Annotated in this window: 16 protein-coding genes; 8 read left to right on the plus strand and 8 right to left on the minus strand. The window is 62.6% G+C overall.

Annotated features, from left to right (window positions below):
• The first annotated feature begins 24 nt into the window (after positions 1–24).
• From NH195_RS06665 to NH195_RS06700, 8 genes are all read left to right on the plus strand, one after another.
• Entirely contained in the window at positions 25–777 is a 753-nt protein-coding gene (locus NH195_RS06665) for an SDR family NAD(P)-dependent oxidoreductase (protein ID WP_202906488.1), read from the plus strand.
• Positions 778–855: 78 nt separating this feature from the next.
• Positions 856–2076 (plus strand): ABC transporter substrate-binding protein, encoded by a 1221-nt coding sequence (locus NH195_RS06670; RefSeq protein ID WP_066704823.1) that lies wholly within the window; start codon positions 856–858, stop codon positions 2074–2076.
• 80 nt (positions 2077–2156) lie between these two features.
• A complete protein-coding gene (locus NH195_RS06675) occupies positions 2157–3224 on the plus strand; it encodes an ABC transporter ATP-binding protein (protein ID WP_066704825.1) in 1068 nt (355 codons plus the stop codon).
• A 23-nt stretch (positions 3225–3247) separates the two neighbouring features.
• Entirely contained in the window at positions 3248–4126 is an 879-nt protein-coding gene (locus tag NH195_RS06680) for a polysaccharide deacetylase family protein (protein ID WP_066704827.1), read from the plus strand.
• Positions 4127–4203: 77 nt separating this feature from the next.
• Positions 4204–4536: a hypothetical protein gene (locus NH195_RS06685; RefSeq protein WP_066704829.1), complete on the plus strand. Its 333-nt coding sequence runs from the start codon at positions 4204–4206 to the stop codon at positions 4534–4536.
• Positions 4533–5579 (plus strand): CobW family GTP-binding protein, encoded by a 1047-nt coding sequence (locus NH195_RS06690; RefSeq protein WP_066704831.1) that lies wholly within the window; start codon positions 4533–4535, stop codon positions 5577–5579. Before NH195_RS06685 ends, NH195_RS06690 begins: the two co-directional genes overlap by 4 nt.
• The gene (locus NH195_RS06695) at positions 5579–6772 is read left to right on the plus strand and encodes an ABC transporter substrate-binding protein (protein ID WP_066704837.1); all 1194 of its coding nucleotides are present in this window, start codon (positions 5579–5581) and stop codon (positions 6770–6772) included. The genes NH195_RS06690 and NH195_RS06695 overlap by 1 nt, the downstream gene beginning before the upstream one ends.
• A gap of 39 nt (positions 6773–6811) precedes the next feature.
• The gene (locus NH195_RS06700; protein WP_066704841.1) at positions 6812–7801 is read left to right on the plus strand and encodes an asparaginase; all 990 of its coding nucleotides are present in this window, start codon (positions 6812–6814) and stop codon (positions 7799–7801) included.
• Positions 7802–7817: 16 nt separating this feature from the next.
• Here the strand turns inward: NH195_RS06700 and NH195_RS06705 are convergent, their stop codons facing one another.
• The 8 genes from NH195_RS06705 to NH195_RS06740 form a co-directional block, all read right to left on the minus strand.
• Positions 7818–8135 (minus strand): hypothetical protein, encoded by a 318-nt coding sequence (locus tag NH195_RS06705; protein WP_066704842.1) that lies wholly within the window; start codon positions 8133–8135, stop codon positions 7818–7820.
• A gap of 29 nt (positions 8136–8164) precedes the next feature.
• Positions 8165–8887: an orotate phosphoribosyltransferase gene (locus tag NH195_RS06710; protein WP_238379712.1), complete on the minus strand. Its 723-nt coding sequence runs from the start codon at positions 8885–8887 to the stop codon at positions 8165–8167.
• A complete protein-coding gene (locus NH195_RS06715; protein WP_066704843.1) occupies positions 8884–10164 on the minus strand; it encodes a Zn-dependent hydrolase in 1281 nt (426 codons plus the stop codon). The genes NH195_RS06710 and NH195_RS06715 overlap by 4 nt, the downstream gene beginning before the upstream one ends.
• A complete protein-coding gene (locus tag NH195_RS06720) occupies positions 10161–11099 on the minus strand; it encodes a dihydroorotate dehydrogenase (protein ID WP_066704844.1) in 939 nt (312 codons plus the stop codon). Before NH195_RS06720 ends, NH195_RS06715 begins: the two co-directional genes overlap by 4 nt.
• Entirely contained in the window at positions 11099–11938 is an 840-nt protein-coding gene (locus NH195_RS06725) for a dihydroorotate dehydrogenase electron transfer subunit (protein ID WP_066704846.1), read from the minus strand. Before NH195_RS06725 ends, NH195_RS06720 begins: the two co-directional genes overlap by 1 nt.
• A gap of 14 nt (positions 11939–11952) precedes the next feature.
• Complete coding sequence (locus tag NH195_RS06730; RefSeq protein ID WP_066704849.1) at positions 11953–13236, minus strand: TRAP transporter large permease; 1284 nt, start codon at positions 13234–13236, stop codon at positions 11953–11955.
• On the minus strand, positions 13233–13724 hold the full coding sequence (locus tag NH195_RS06735; protein WP_066704851.1) for a TRAP transporter small permease: 492 nt from the start codon (positions 13722–13724) through the stop codon (positions 13233–13235). Before NH195_RS06735 ends, NH195_RS06730 begins: the two co-directional genes overlap by 4 nt.
• 100 nt (positions 13725–13824) lie before the next feature.
• The gene (locus NH195_RS06740; protein WP_066704853.1) at positions 13825–14832 is read right to left on the minus strand and encodes a TRAP transporter substrate-binding protein; all 1008 of its coding nucleotides are present in this window, start codon (positions 14830–14832) and stop codon (positions 13825–13827) included.
• Positions 14833–14866 lie beyond the last annotated feature (34 nt).

Raw genomic sequence — 14866 nt, forward strand, 5'->3', positions numbered from 1 at the left:
TCCCAGAAAATGGAAAGCTCTCAAATGGATAAGCGTATTGTTCTCGTCACCGGTGCGGGCATTGGCATCGGTCGCGCAGCCGCTCTCGCGTTCGCGGCCAAGGGCGATCATGTGATTGTCACCGATGTGCTCGAAGACAAAGGCCAAGCGGTCGTCAGCGAGATCGAAGCCGCGGGCGGCAGTGCCGAGTTTCACGCGCTGAACGTGCGCTCGACCGAGGCGGCGGATGCGCTGGTCGGCGATCTTAACGCGCGCTTCGGCGGCATCGACGTGATTGTCGCCAACGCCGGGATCGCGCTGCGTGTGCCGATGGCGGAGATGACCGACGAGACCTGGCATGAAACGCTCGACGTCGATCTCTACGGCATGATGCGGGTGATCCGCCCGGCGCTTCCGGCGATGAAAGAGGGCGCTTCGATCATCTGCCTCTCCTCGATCATGGGCACCAACTACGGTTGGGACGAGCATGTGCATTACTCCACCGCCAAATCCGGTGTGATCGGTCTCATACGCGGCCTCGCCGTCGAATTCGCCGCCAAAGGCATTCGCGTCAACGGTGTCGCCCCTGGCTATATCCGCACCGCGCAATTGCTCAATCCCGGCCACAGCCTTGGCCCGGACGCGGCAGAGATCGCCTCGCCCTACATTCCGATGAAGCGTCTGGGCGAGCCTGCCGAGATCGCCAATGTCATCACCTTTCTTGCCTCCTCCGATGCCTCCTACCTCACCGGTCAGGTCATCACCGTGGACGGCGGGCTGACCCCCGGCCGCTACTGAGGTCGCCAACGAGGGGCGACGAACGCCCCCGCACCAACACTCAATGTCACCACGTCATCATCAACAGGGAAAGACACCATGACTTTGACACCCAATCGCCGTAGCTTTTTGAAATACGGGGCCGCCGCGGGCGCTGCTGCCCTCGGCTCGGGTCTGCACCCGTGGTCGCGTATGGCCTATGCCGCCAATCTCTCGGAGCAGGAATTGCGCACCACCGGTCTCTCGACCACCGTGCAAGACCGTATTCTCGAGATGTTCAAGGCTGCGTCCGGCGTCGGCACCACCTCCGGCACGCCGTCCACCTACCCGGATGCGCAGACCAAAATCCTCTCCGGCTCGTCTGATTACGACTGCTGGGAAATCATCGGCGAACGTCTTCCGGCGCTGATCGCGACTGACAACGTCGAACCCATCCCCGCGGCTGATCTGCCGAACTGGGCCTCGATCCGCGACACCTTCACCACCACCAATCCGAAATGGGATGCGCGCGCGCAAATCTCCGGTCAGATCTGGGCGGATGACGCCAAAACCCAGCTCTACATGGTGCCGGCGGTCTACAACTTTGACTCCATCGGCTATAATCCTGAGGTCCTCACCGACGAGGAAGCCAACACCTGGACTGCGCTGTTCGACGAGAAGTGGAAGGGCAAATCCGGTCTGAACGTCGACCCGCTCATCGCCATCGGTCAGGCCATCCTCGCCATGAACTCGCTCGGTCTGCTGGAAGCCAAGAACCCCGGCAACCCGACGATGGACGAGATCGACGAAGCCGCGAAGTTCCTGATCTCCAAAAAGAAAGACGGTCAGTTCCGTGCGCTTTGGGGCGACTTCGGCGAGCTCGTCAACCTGATGGCCTCCGGCGAAATGGTCGTCTGCGACGCATGGCAGCCCGCCGTCATGGCCGTCAAAGCCCAAGGTAAGCCCGCCAAATACGCGACGCCGAAAGAAGGCACGCGCGGCTGGGCGATCGGGCCGTCGATGCTCAAAGGCACGCCGAACCGCGAAGCCGTCATCGCCTATGCCAACTTCTGGCTGTCGGGCGAGCCGGGCATCGCGGTCACCGAACAGGGTTACTACTCGCCCTCGACCAACATCAAAGAGGCGATGGACCCCGACGCCTATGCCTTCTGGTACGAAGGTGCGCCGTGGAAAGGCGAAGCCGAGCGTGGCATCAACCCGGGCGATCTTCGCGATGGCGGCTCGCTCGAAGAGCGCGCGTCCAACGTCGCTTACTGGCACCAGTGGCCGGATGAATACGACCATCTGATCATGCGTTGGGACGAATTCCTGAACGCCTGATCCGAGTTGGCGGGCGGTCCATTCACCTCTTCCGGGCTGCCCGCCCATTTCCTGAACATATAACACGAAAGCTGATCGCCATGCTCTACGATCTCGAGCTGATTTCCGTCGGCAAAACCTATTCCGATGGCACCGTTGCTGTTTCCGACTTCGATCTGAAGGTGGAAAAGGGCGAATTCGTGGCCTTTCTCGGCCCGTCGGGCTGCGGCAAATCCACCACGCTGCGGATGATCGCCGGGTTCGAGGACATCACCAATGGCGAGGTCATGATGATGGGGCGCAACGTGACCCATGTGCCGCCGGAAAAGCGTCCGACCTCGATGATCTTTCAGAACTACGCGCTCTTCCCGCATATGACGGTGCGCGAGAATGTGGCCTTTGGCCTCGACGTCAAAGGCACGCCCAAGGCCGAGCGCAACCGCAAGGTGGACCGCATCCTCGACATGTTCGATCTGGAGCAATTTGCGGATCGCAAGGCCGACAAACTGTCGGGCGGTCAGCGTCAGCGGATCGCTCTGGCGCGGGGGCTCGTGGTTGAACCCGAGATCCTGTTGCTCGACGAGCCTCTGGGCGCGCTCGACGCCAACCTGCGCCGGATCATCCAGAACGAATTGAAACTTCTGCAACGCGAGCTGGGCATCACCTTCATCTTCGTGACCCACGCGCAATCCGAGGCTTTGGGCCTGTCGGACCGTGTCGTCGTCATGTCGAACGGTGTGGTCGAACAAATCTCCGCCCCGCGCGAGCTGTATCGCCGCCCCCAAACGCCCTTTGTCGCGGATTTTATCGGCTCGAACACGGTGTTCGAAGGCACGGCAAAAGGTGCGGCAGGCACCGGTTTCGGTATGATCGAGACCCCCTACGGCATGATGAAAGGCGTGGGCCAGGGCGATGAGACCCTCGCGGTCGTTCCCGCCGAAGCCTTCCGCATCGCGCCGCTGCACACGCCGGACGAGATTCGCATCGACGGCGTTCTGGCCGAACGGCATCTCGTCGGTGCGGTCGGCCATCTTAAGGTTCGCCTGCCAGGCGAGCGCGACGTCGCCGTCGAAGTCAGCGCCGATCGCCCCGAAGTGCGCGCCCTGACGCTTGGGGCACCGGTCACCCTCGGGATCGACCCGGCCTCCATCACCCTCATTCACGCTTAATCATCCAACAGGAGACTTATCCAATGGCAAAAGAAATTCTCGTCGGTTTCGGGATTGATGTGGACGCCGTGGCCGGCTGGCTCGGTTCCTACGGCGGCGAAGACAGCCCGGACGACATTTCCCGCGGCATGTTCGCGGGCGAGGTCGGCTCGATCCGTCTGCTCGACCTGTTCGACAAGCTCGGCATCAAGACGACGTGGTTCATCCCCGGCCATTCCGTCGAAACCTTCCCGGAGCAGATGAAAGAGGTCGCCAAACGCGGCCACGAGATCGGCATTCACGGCTACAGCCACGAAAACCCGATCGCCATGACCCCGGAGCAGGAAGAGGCGGTTCTCGACAAATGCATCGGCCTGATCACCGAGCTGTCCGGCAAACGTCCGACCGGCTATGTCGCGCCGTGGTGGGAATTCTCTCCGGTGTCCAACGAGTTGCTTTTGAAAAAAGGCATCAAATACGACCACTCGCTGATGCATAAGGATTTCGAACCCTACCGCGTGCGCGTGGGCGATACCTGGACCAAGATCGACTACGCGGGCAAGCCGGAAGACTGGATGAAGCCCTTGGAGCGTGGCGAGGAAACCGATCTGATCGAGATCCCGGCGAACTGGTATCTCGACGACCTGCCGCCGATGATGTTCATCAAGAAATCGCCGAACTCGCATGGTTTCGTGAACCCGCGCGACATCGAGCAGATGTGGCAGGACCAGTTCGACTGGGTCTACGAGAACATGGATTACGCGGTCTTCCCGATCACCATCCACCCCGACGTTTCCGGTCGGCCGCAAGTGCTTTTGATGCTCGAACGCCTGTTCAAGCACATGGCCTCGCATGAGGGTGTGAAATTCGTCACCATGAACGAGATGGCGGACGATTACGACGCGAAATTCCCGCGCGGCTGACTCCTCGTGGGTTCACTGGGCGGACGGCCTTCCCCTGTGCCGTCCGTCTTTTTCGACGGTTTTGAGAGGAGCGGACCATGTGTTCCCTGTGCGGTATTCTCGGGTGTGACGATCACTGGACCAACGCGATTGCGCGGCCGGGCGTCTACACACGCAACCACGATATGCCCGCCCGTCGGGCCGAGGCCGCGCGCCGCATGAAAGCCGCGAATGACATTCTCTCTTACCGTCGTGTCAAACTCGATGTCTGGCAGGGGCGGTCCTATGTCGTGAGATCTCCGACCGGGGCGTCGAGCGTGTTTGAGGCGCTGTCACATCTCTGGCCCGAGGCCGAAGCCCTCGCGGGCCGCGACTTTGATCCGCTCGACGATGCGTTGATTTCCTGGATGGAAGCGCGAGGTGACGCATGACGCCTGTTATTCTGCTCACCGGCTTTCTGGGTTCCGGCAAAACCACGCTGTTGCAACGTCTGCTGCAAGACCCGTCTATGGCGGGGGCGGCGGTGCTGATCAACGAATTCGGTGAGGTGGGGCTGGATCACCATCTTCTGGATCGGATCGACGACAATGTGATCCTGCTGAAATCCGGCTGTATCTGTTGCACCGTGCGCGGCGAGGTGGCCGAAGCGCTCGGCAATCTCGACAGCCTGCGGGCGCGGGGCGAGATCGCTTTTGACCGCGTGGTGATCGAGACCACCGGGCTGGCCGATCCTTATCCGGTGTTGCAGACCCTGACCGCACATCCGGTGCTGCGCTCGCATTTCACCAATGGCGGCGTGCTGACCACGGTCGATGCCGTCAATGCGCGGCTTCAGGTCGAGCATCGCGCCGAAGCCGTCCGCCAGATCGCGGCGGCGGATCGCATTGTGTTGACCAAGACCGACCTGGCGGAACCGGGGCAGGATCAGGCGCTGCGCGACCGTCTGGCCCGGATCAACCCGGCGGCGCGGATCGTGAACAGCGAGGCGCCGGTGGCGGAGATCCTTGGCGGCTTTGGTCCGGCGGCCTTTGCCGAGGGGCTGGTCGGCAGGGAAGCACATGGTCACATCTGCGGGCCGGACTGTGGTCATGAGAGCCACAATCACGCCCATCACCACCATGCGTCTCACGCGGCGCATCATCATGACGATGTCCTTGGCGTGACAAGCTTTTCTCTCGTCATCGAAGATGAGATCAATTGGACTATGTTCGGAACCTGGCTTACACTGTTGCTGCATAAGCATGGCGATAGGATTTTCAGGGTGAAGGGTATTTTGGCGCTCGAAGGCGAAGACAGACCGATTGCGATTCACGGCGTGCAGCATCTTGTGCATGCGCCCACGCATATGACGCACTGGCCGGACGGGCCGCGCCAGTCGCGCATCGTCTTTATTCTCGAAGGGCTGTCGCCCGAACAGATCCGTCGCAGCTTTGCCGCGTTCATGGGGCTCTCCGGCGTCCGGGCCGCCGCGTGATGACGGAACCGCTTCGCATTCTCACCACGGAAATTCAGCCCTGGCGCTTTCTCAAGGACCGCGCCGAGGCGGATCTGGGCTTTCCGCTCGAATTCATCGAGATGGATTTCAACAGTGCGCAACGCACGGCCGCGCTCGATCCGTCACGCTATGACGTCTACGATCAGTGTTTCCACAACCTCGACATCGTCTGGTATTGGCGCGCTGTGCAGGCCATCGACACCCGCCGGATCACCCATTGGGACGATCTCGACGAGCTGTCGCGGATCATGGGGACAAGCGGGCGTCAGGCGCTGGGCGATGTGCCCGCTTCGCGCCTCTTCGTGCAGCACGACATGACGCTCTCGGACAGCCCGAGTGGGCGGATTTCCATGCTGCCGACCTTTTACAACTTCGACAGTTTCGGGGTGGAGACCGAAGGGCTGGACGTCGACCGCGACATCCGAAGCTGGGCAGCGCTTCTGGACCCGCAATGGGCGGGGCGGGTTTCTTTGGTCGATGAGCCGGCGATCGGTCTCTTCGATCTGGCGCTGGCTCTGTCGGCCTCGGGGCAGATGGAATTCGAGAACATGGGCAATATGTCCGTGGCGGAAATCGACGCCCTCGTTGAGCATGGCAAGAGCCTCATTCATGCCGGACATTTGAGCCCCTTCTGGCTGCGCGCCGATGAACCGGTCGAGCGGTTTATGAGCGGCGAGTTGAAACTCGCCTCGATCTGGTCGCCGACGATTGTCGAAATGAAACGCCGCGGCATTCATGTGCGCCAGGCCCGCCCGCTCGAAGGCTACCGCGCCTGGCATGGCGGCATGTGCCTGTCGCGTCTGTTGAAGGACGACAAACTCGACCGGGCCTATGACTGGCTGAACTGGTATCTCGATGGCTATGCGGGGTCGGTCGTGGCGCGTCAGGGCTATTACATGTCCGTGCCGGACCGCGTGAAAGCCCATATGTCCGAGGCGGAATGGGATTATTGGTATGAGGGCCTTCCGGCATCGCAAGACCTTGTTGACGTGGCCGGGCGTCCGGCGATCCGCGCGGGTGAAACCCGCTCTGGCGGGTCACGCAGGGACCGCGCGCATCACATCGCGATCTGGAATTCGACCATGGACGAACATAATTACGTCGTGCGCCGCTGGAACGAGCTGGTCGATCTGGCCGCCGCGAAAGGCCGTGCGCAACGTCGCGCCAGTTAGCGAATCTCTCTTGGAATTTCTGAACACGGAAAGACACCGATGAAACATGTCGTCCTGATCGCCACGGGCGGAACCATTGCCTCCGCCGCCGATAAAACCGCCGGTGCCGTCAATGCCGGGCTGAGCGGTGAAACCTTGCTGGCAAGCCTGCACCAGCCGCTTGAAGGCATCTCCGTCACGGTCGAGAATTTCGAGGCGGCGGGCAGCTATGCGCTCGATCTGGTGACCATTCACCGGCTTTGTGGCCGGATCGACGAGGTGCTCGCCGGGGACGATGTGGACGGCGTTGTCGTCACCCATGGCACCGACACGATGGAGGAAAGCGCGTTTCTCGCCTGGCTTCTGGTCAAAAGCGACAAGCCCGTGGTCTTCACCGGCGCACAGCGCCATGCCGGTCAGCCAGACACAGACGGCCCGCGCAACATCCATGACGCGATCTGTGCCGCCGGCTGCGCCGATCTGACGGGTGTCGGCGCCGTGATCCTCTTCGAGGGTGACATCCATGGCGCGCGCTATGTGACCAAGGCGCATACCTCGCGGGTCGACACCTTCCGCTCCGTGGGCTTGGGCAAATTCGGCGAGGTCGATCACGGGATCGTCCATCTCTACACCCGTCCGGCCAAGGCCCGCGTGGTGCTGGAGACCCCTGCGCTCGACCGGGATGTCGAGTTGATCGGGTTGGGCCTCGGGACTTCGCCCCGGCTGATGGAATTGGCGGGGCAGGCGGGCGCGACGGGGGTCGTGTTGTCCGCCTTCGGGCGCGGCAATGCCCCCAGAGGCTTTGGCGATGCCACGGCGCGTCTCGTCACCTCGGGATGCCCGGTCGTGGTGGCGTCCCGCTGTCACGAGGGGCGCACGCAGGCGATCTATGGCAAGGACAGCGGTGGCGTGACGCTGGTGGCCCAAGGCGCGCTTCTGGCGGGGGATCTTTCCGCAGTAAAGGCGCGCCTGCTGCTCTCGACTCTTCTGGGCAAGGGGCTGTCGGGCCCCGATCTTGCCGGGGCCTTTGCCGCAATTGCCGAGGCCTGAGCGCCGCTGACGCCCCTCAGAGGTTGCGGGCGATGCGGGCCGTCACGACGGTGTTGAGGGTTTCGAGCTGCTTGGCCTTGTCGGCCTGCGCCACCGCGTCCAGAGCACGAATGTCGTCCTGAAAGGCGGTGAAATTCCGGTCGAGTTCTTCGCCCGACAGGGGTTGACGCTCGTGCAGCTCGACGAAGTTTTCTGCCGTCGTGGCAAGGAAATAGAAGGCTGTGGCATGATCCGGTTCCTCGAGCGCGCGCGCGAAGGCGGCTTTCGAAGCGGCGGCATAGGCGTGGATGCCACGGCCTTTTTCGGTGATCAGATCGAGGAGGAAAGTGTACATTCGGTGTCTCCTTAAAACATCGCAGAGGGTTAGAACGTCAGGCTGCGTGCGCCACCATGGGCGGCAGACCAGTCGAGCGGGGTATCGAGAAACTCAGCGATAATATCGCGTTGTTCCGGGGTGAAACGGTCATGCGCGCGGGCCACGTCGAGAATGTCTTTCCAGGTGGCGAGCGCATGAAGGCGAATGTCGGCGCGTGCCATCGCATCGCGGGTTTCGGGGAAGATGTCGTACTGGAACAGCATGAACACGTCCTCGACGACTAGGCCCGCCGCCCGCAGGGCTTGGCAGAACCGCAGTTTCGAGGCGCCGTCGGTGGTCAGATCTTCCACGAGAAGCACGCGCTGACCGGTCTCCCAAAGCCCTTCGATCTGCGCTTCGGGGCCAAACCCCTGTGCGCGTTTGCGAACGTATTGCATCGGCAGGCCGGTCTCGGCGGCGATCCAGGCGGCAAAGGGAATGCCGGCGGTTTCGGCACCTGCGATGGCGTCGATCCGGTCGCGCCCGATCTCCGCGTCGATCACCTCGGTGGCAAATCCCATAAGCTTTTCGCGCACGGCAGGGACGGAGATGACTTTGCGCACATTGATATAGACCGGGCTTGCGATGCCCGATGACAGGATAAAGGGCCGCTCCCCCGCGACTTCGACGGCGCGAATGTCGAGAAGGGCAAGTGCCGTGCGTCGGGCGAAATCGGCACGGGTTTCGGGGCTCAAGGGCATATGTGGCGGCATGGATTTCGGGTCCTTCATGAGGTAGCCTCCAGACAGGTGGCGAGGATGTCCACGCCCACCATGAAATCGGCAATTTCCATCGCCTCGTCGGGGTTGTGTGAGCCGTTGCGGTTGCGCACGAAGACCATGCCGGAGGGCACGCCCGCCTGTGCGAAGACCGCCGCGTCATGGCCGCCGCCCGAGGCCATGGAAAACGCCTCGCCGCTGACCCGCGCCATGGCCTTTTCCAGCGCCTTGACCAGTGTCGGGTCCATGAGCGCCGGGGCGACGGCGACCTCCGGGCCAAGCTCGAAGCGTACGCCGCGGGAGCGCGCGATGTCGGCCATTTCACCTTTGAGATAGGCGCGCATCCGGTCGAGCGTTTCGGTATCCTGCGAGCGGATGTCGAGGGAAAATCCGATCTCGTCGGGGATGCGGGCAATGGCATGGCGGGTCGGATCGGTGCCGACGACGCCGGATGTCAGCACAAGATCCTGACCGGTGTTGAGCAGGTGTTGCCAGGTGCCGTCAAGCCGGTGCATCAACTCGGCAAAGGCCAGCACCGGGTCGTGGCGATAGGCGCGCGGTACGGCGCCGGAATGCCCGGCCTGACCGATGCAGCGCGCATCGCGATAGCGGAAATTGCCGCGAATGCCGGTGACGACGGCGGCGGGGATGTTGCGTTCGACCAGAAGCGGGCCTTGTTCGATATGCAGTTCGAGATAGGCTTCGATCCGGCTCAGATCGCAGATCGGTTCCTGCGCTTTGACCGGGGCGATGTCGATCCCGAGCGCATCGAGATGCGCACTCAAGGGCCGGCCATCGGCTTTATGGGCTGCGTTGAACTCCGCCTCGGGCAGGGTGCCGGTGAGCATTTTCGAGCCGAGATAACAGGCCCCGAACCACGCGCTTTCCTCGCCGCGCATCGCGAGAACCCGCAGCGGACGGGGCAGGGCGCGGCTGCCCCGGCGCGCCTCGATCAGAACCATAAGCCCGGCGATCACACCCGCAAGCCCGTCGTAATTTCCGCCCATCGGGACAGAATCCACATGGCTGCCAATCACCGTATAGCGCTTGGCGGCGGCATGTTGCGGCAGGTAAAACACCAGATTGCGCCCGGCATCCTCTTCGAAGCAAAGCCCCTCGGCGCGGGCGCGTTTCGAAAGATAGTCGAGCGTTTCGGTCTCGATCTCCGAAAAGGCCGGCCGGCTCACCCCCGCTGTGTCGCGAGACAGCGCGCGGATGTCCTCGAACATCTCTGTGGCGAGCGCGGCGAGGTCCTTTGCCCCGATTTTCGCGGTGGGATGGTGTTTCATTCGAACACCCCGGCCTCGGGCGCTTCGAGCGTGCCGATGATCTCATCTAGCGTGGCAATGTCCTGCGCGATCATCCATTCGTTCAGTTCTGCGATCAGTCGTGCCATGACGGTGGGGGACTGGAAGGTGGCGGTGCCGATCTGCACCGCACTGGCCCCCGCGATCAGGAATTCCAAAACGTCATTCAATGTCGACATTCCGCCGCAGCCAATGACCGGAATGTCGCAAGCCCGGGCGCATTGATAGGTCATCCGAAGCGCGATGGGTTTGACCGCGGGGCCCGACATGCCGCCCATGACATTGCCAAGCCGCGGGCGGCGCGCAGTGATGTCGATGGACATGCCGAGCATGGTGTTGGCGGTGACGAGCGCGTCGGCACCTGCGTCCTCGGCGGCGCGGGCCACCTCGACCGGCTCGCCGGTGTTGGGCGTGAGCTTCGCCCACAGCGGCAGGTCGGTCTCTGCCCGCAGTCGTGTCACAACCGCATGGGTCGTGTCGGGGCGCATGGCAAAGGCGTTGCCGTCGGCCTCGATATTCGGGCAGGAGATATTCGCCTCGATCGCGGCGACGCCCGGCAGGCTGACCTCAGAACAGAGCCGGGCGAATTCATCCATGGAATGCGCCGAGATCGACACCACCAGCGGCGCTTTGAACCCGGCCCAATAGGGCAGCATCTCGTCGCGGAAATAGTCGATGCCTTTCGACGGAATGCCGATGGCGTTGAGCATCCCCGAGGGCATATCGCAGACCCGCGGCGTCGGATTGCCCGAGCGGGTGCCGTGCATGATGGTCTTGAGCACATGCGCGCCCAGAACATCGAGATCGAAGACGTCGGCGAGGTCTTCGGAAAACGTGCCGGAGGCGGGCATGATCGGGTTTTGGAAGGTCAGCGCGCCGATCCGGGTGCTGAGATCAGGAGTATGCAGGTCTTTCATCAGATCGCCTCCGAAATGGGAAACACCGGGCCTTCGCGGCAGACGCGGCGTTGGATGATGCGGTCGCCGACCCGGAAACTGCGCACACAGGCCTGACACATGCCGAGACCGCAGGCCATTTGCTGTTCCATGGCGATCTCGCCGGGGATGCCGTGCGCGTCGCCGAGGTCTTGCAGCATCCGCAACAGGCGCGACGAGCCGCAGGTGTAGAAGGCGTCCACGTCCCCGCGTGCGATGCGCGCCTCGATCAGCGGGCGGAGCGCCTCGGGCGTGGAGCTGCCGTCCTCGTCATGCACAACGATCACCTCGGCGCCGTAGCTTTCGAACAACTCGACGGACATGGCCAATTCAGGGCGGCGGGCGGAGCAAATCGCGGTCAGCTTGCGGCCCTTTTCCTGCGCCATACGGGCGAGAGGGGCGAGGGTCGCAAGGCCCACGCCGCGCGCCACCAGCATCAGGTTTTGCCAGTCATCCGGCATCGAAAATCCTTGGCCCAGCGGCCCCAGCACGTTGAACCGATCACCGGGGCGCAGTGTCGCGAGGCCACGCGTGCCGGCGCCTGCAATCTTGTAGAGAAACTCCAGTCGGCCCGCGGCTTTGTCATAGCCGTAGATGCTCATCGGGCGGCGCAGGAAGGGCGTTTCCCCCTCGGGCGCGGGGCACAGGAGTTGGAAAAACTGCCCCGGTTGGCACGCGAGAATGGCCTCGGGCGCGTCCAGAGTGAGCAGGCGATATTCGCCGTTCACGGGCGTATTGGAGCGCACGATACAGGTCGCTTCGGCACAGCGGGGCCGGAGCCCCTGCGGAACAGGGACGGACACGGTTGTTGGATAAGTCATTTGTCTGCCTCGGGTTAGCCGTAGATCAGCTTGGGAATGAAGAGGGAGATTTGCGGGATATAGGTGATCAGCAAGAGCACGATCAGGTTCACCAGCACGAAGGGCCAGACGCCTCGGATGATGTCCGCCACGGGTTTGTTCAGCGTCGAGGAGGCGACGAAGATGTCGAGGCCAAAGGGTGGCGTGATCATCCCGAGGCTGACGTTGAGCGTCACCAGCATACCGAAATGCACCGGATCGATGCCGAAACTCATGGCGACCGGGTAGAGCGGCGGCACCAGCACCAAAAGCGTCGAGTTCGGGTCGATGAACATGCCCGCCACGAAGAACAGCACGTTGACGGCGATCAGGAAGGAGATCTTGCCCGCGCCTGTCGCCTCAAGGAAGGCGATGATCTCGTTCGGGACCTGCGCCAGCGTGACGAAGAAGGAAATCAGCCCGCCCATGGCCAGAAGCACGAAGATGATCGAGGTGTTCACCGCGCTGTCTTCGGTGATCTTGGCGAGGCCTTTGAGATCAAGGGCGCGGAACACGAACATCTCGACGAGGATCGCATAGACCACGCTGACGGCGGCGGCCTCTGTGGGGGTGATAAAGCCGGAATAGATGCCGCCCAGGATGATCACCGGCATGCCGAGCGCCCATTTCGCCTCCCAGATCGCTTTGAACCGCGCGGGCCAGGGCAGGCGCGCATCGTGCGTGACGCCATCGCGCGCGGCCTGGATGCGGACATAGACGGAGAAGGCGAGGCCCAGCAGAACGCCGACGGCAAGACCGCCTGCGAAGAGTTTCGAGATCGAAGTGCCGGTGATCCAGCCATAGACAATGAGCGTGATCGAGGGCGGGATCAAAAGCGCGGTTTCGGCGGAGGAGACCAAAAGCCCGAGGCTGAATTTGTCGGAATAGCCTGCGCGACGCAGTTCCGGGTAGACCATGCGGCCCATGGCGGCCACCGTGGCAGGGGCGGAGCCGGAGACCGCGCCAAAGGCCATGGACCCGCCGACGACGACATGGCCCATGCCGCCTTTGGTGTGGCCGACGAGCGCCTTGACGACAGAGATGAGTTGCCGTGCGATCTGGCCGGAACCCATGAGGTTGGCCGCGAAGATGAAGAACGGGATCGCCAGAAGCGTCGAATGGTCGATCCCGCCGACGATCTTCTGCACCACGGCCGCGTCGGGCAGACGGGCGTAGAAGGCTTCCTTATAGGCCAGCGCGGGGATGCTCAGCACGAGGAGCATTTCGAAGCCCGCGACCAGGAGGATCACGGCGAGGAGGATGATGAGGGCGAAGATCATTCGGCGGCCTCCTGATAGCGGTCGATGAGTCCCAGAAGGCTGAGTCCATAACGCAGGCCCAAAAGCAGGAAGCCCGCGACGGGAGCGAGGTAGATCACGCCCATCGGCACACCGAGTGTGGGGGATTTCTGGCCGGATTTGAGCACGAATTGCACAAGATCGAGCGCCAGCCACGCCACATAAAGGCTCACGCAAAGCCCAACGAGATCAATGAGTTTCAACACCGTTTTGCGCACCGGCTCGGGCAGGCGATCGCGCATATTGGTGATGCCCACATGTTTGCCCCGCTCCAAAGCCAGCCCGAGGGCCAGAAACACCAGAAACAGGTTCATGATCCGCACCGCTTCTTCGATCCAGGCGAAGCGGCTGGCGAATGTGCCGCCGATTTCTCGGGTCACGACCGAGCCGGTGTAGAGAAACACCATGATCAGGAAAAGGGCGATGAGAACGGTTCTTTCGACCGTTCGGAGCAGAGTGAGGGCGTGCATGAGGGGGCTTTCGATCACCGTGGAAGAAGTGGCTCCGCATCCGGTTTGAGGCGAATGCGGAGCGGAAGGACCCGGAAGGGGACGCCGGGTCCGTCAGGTCTCAGAGATTGCCGTAGGCTTCGGTGTAGATGTCCAGAAGCGTCTGACCCGCGTCGCCGGTCTTGGCGACATAGGCGGCGGAGGCCGGGCCGAACATCACATCGCGGAATTCCGCACGCTCGGCCTCGTCGGCGACACGCACATTGGTGCCTGCTTCCTTGATGGTCTCAAGCGCGCCCTCGACAGCGGCGGCTTTATGCGCGGTCAGCTCCGGGATCACCTCGGCAAACGCGTCTTTGATGATCGTCTGATAGTTTTCCGGCAGGCTGTCCCAGAACATCGGGTTGAAGAGGATCACATCCTCCATCGCGCCGTGGTCGGACACCACGAGGTTCTTCTGCACCTCGTAGAATTTCATCGCTTTAATGGTGTCGAGCGGGTTTTCCTCGCCGTCGACAACGCCGGTTTGCAGCGAGGTGTAGAGCTCACCGAACGGCAGCGCGATGGCGGAGGCGCCAAGTGCGTTGAATTGTTCGATCAGGATCGAGCTGTCCATGACGCGGAATTTCTGACCGGCGAAATCGCCAAGCGTGTCGAGCGGTTCGTTGGAGGTGAACTGTTTCTTGCCGTTGGGCCAGAGATCAATCGCCACCATGCCCTTGTCGGAGAAGCTGTCGAGCAGTGCCTGACCGAAGGGACCGTCGCGCAGGGCGGCGGCTTTGTCGGGGTCTTCGGGGATGAGGTAGGGGATGTCGAGGATCGACACCAGCGGGTTGAAGCCGCCGAGGAAAGCGGCGGGCGCGACGGTCGCCTCAAGCGTGCCAAGCTGAACACCCTCGTTCATCTGGCGCTGGTTGCCGAGCTGGCCTTGCGGGAAAATCTGGAATTCCACATCGCCGTCGGTGCGCTCGGAGACGAGTTCCGCAACCTTCTCGAGGTGGATGTGGCGGCTTTGCTGTGTGCTTTCGAGATGGCCGATGCGGGCCACGTAATCCTGCGCGAGCGCGGGGCTGGCCATGGCGAGCCCGGCCAGCAGCAGGGCGGACAGAAAGGGGGTGGATTGAGACATGTAGCGCTCCCGGTTGGTTTGGTTCTCGAGATCA

Source organism: Celeribacter ethanolicus, from assembly GCF_001550095.1.
GTDB lineage: Bacteria > Pseudomonadota > Alphaproteobacteria > Rhodobacterales > Rhodobacteraceae > Celeribacter > Celeribacter ethanolicus.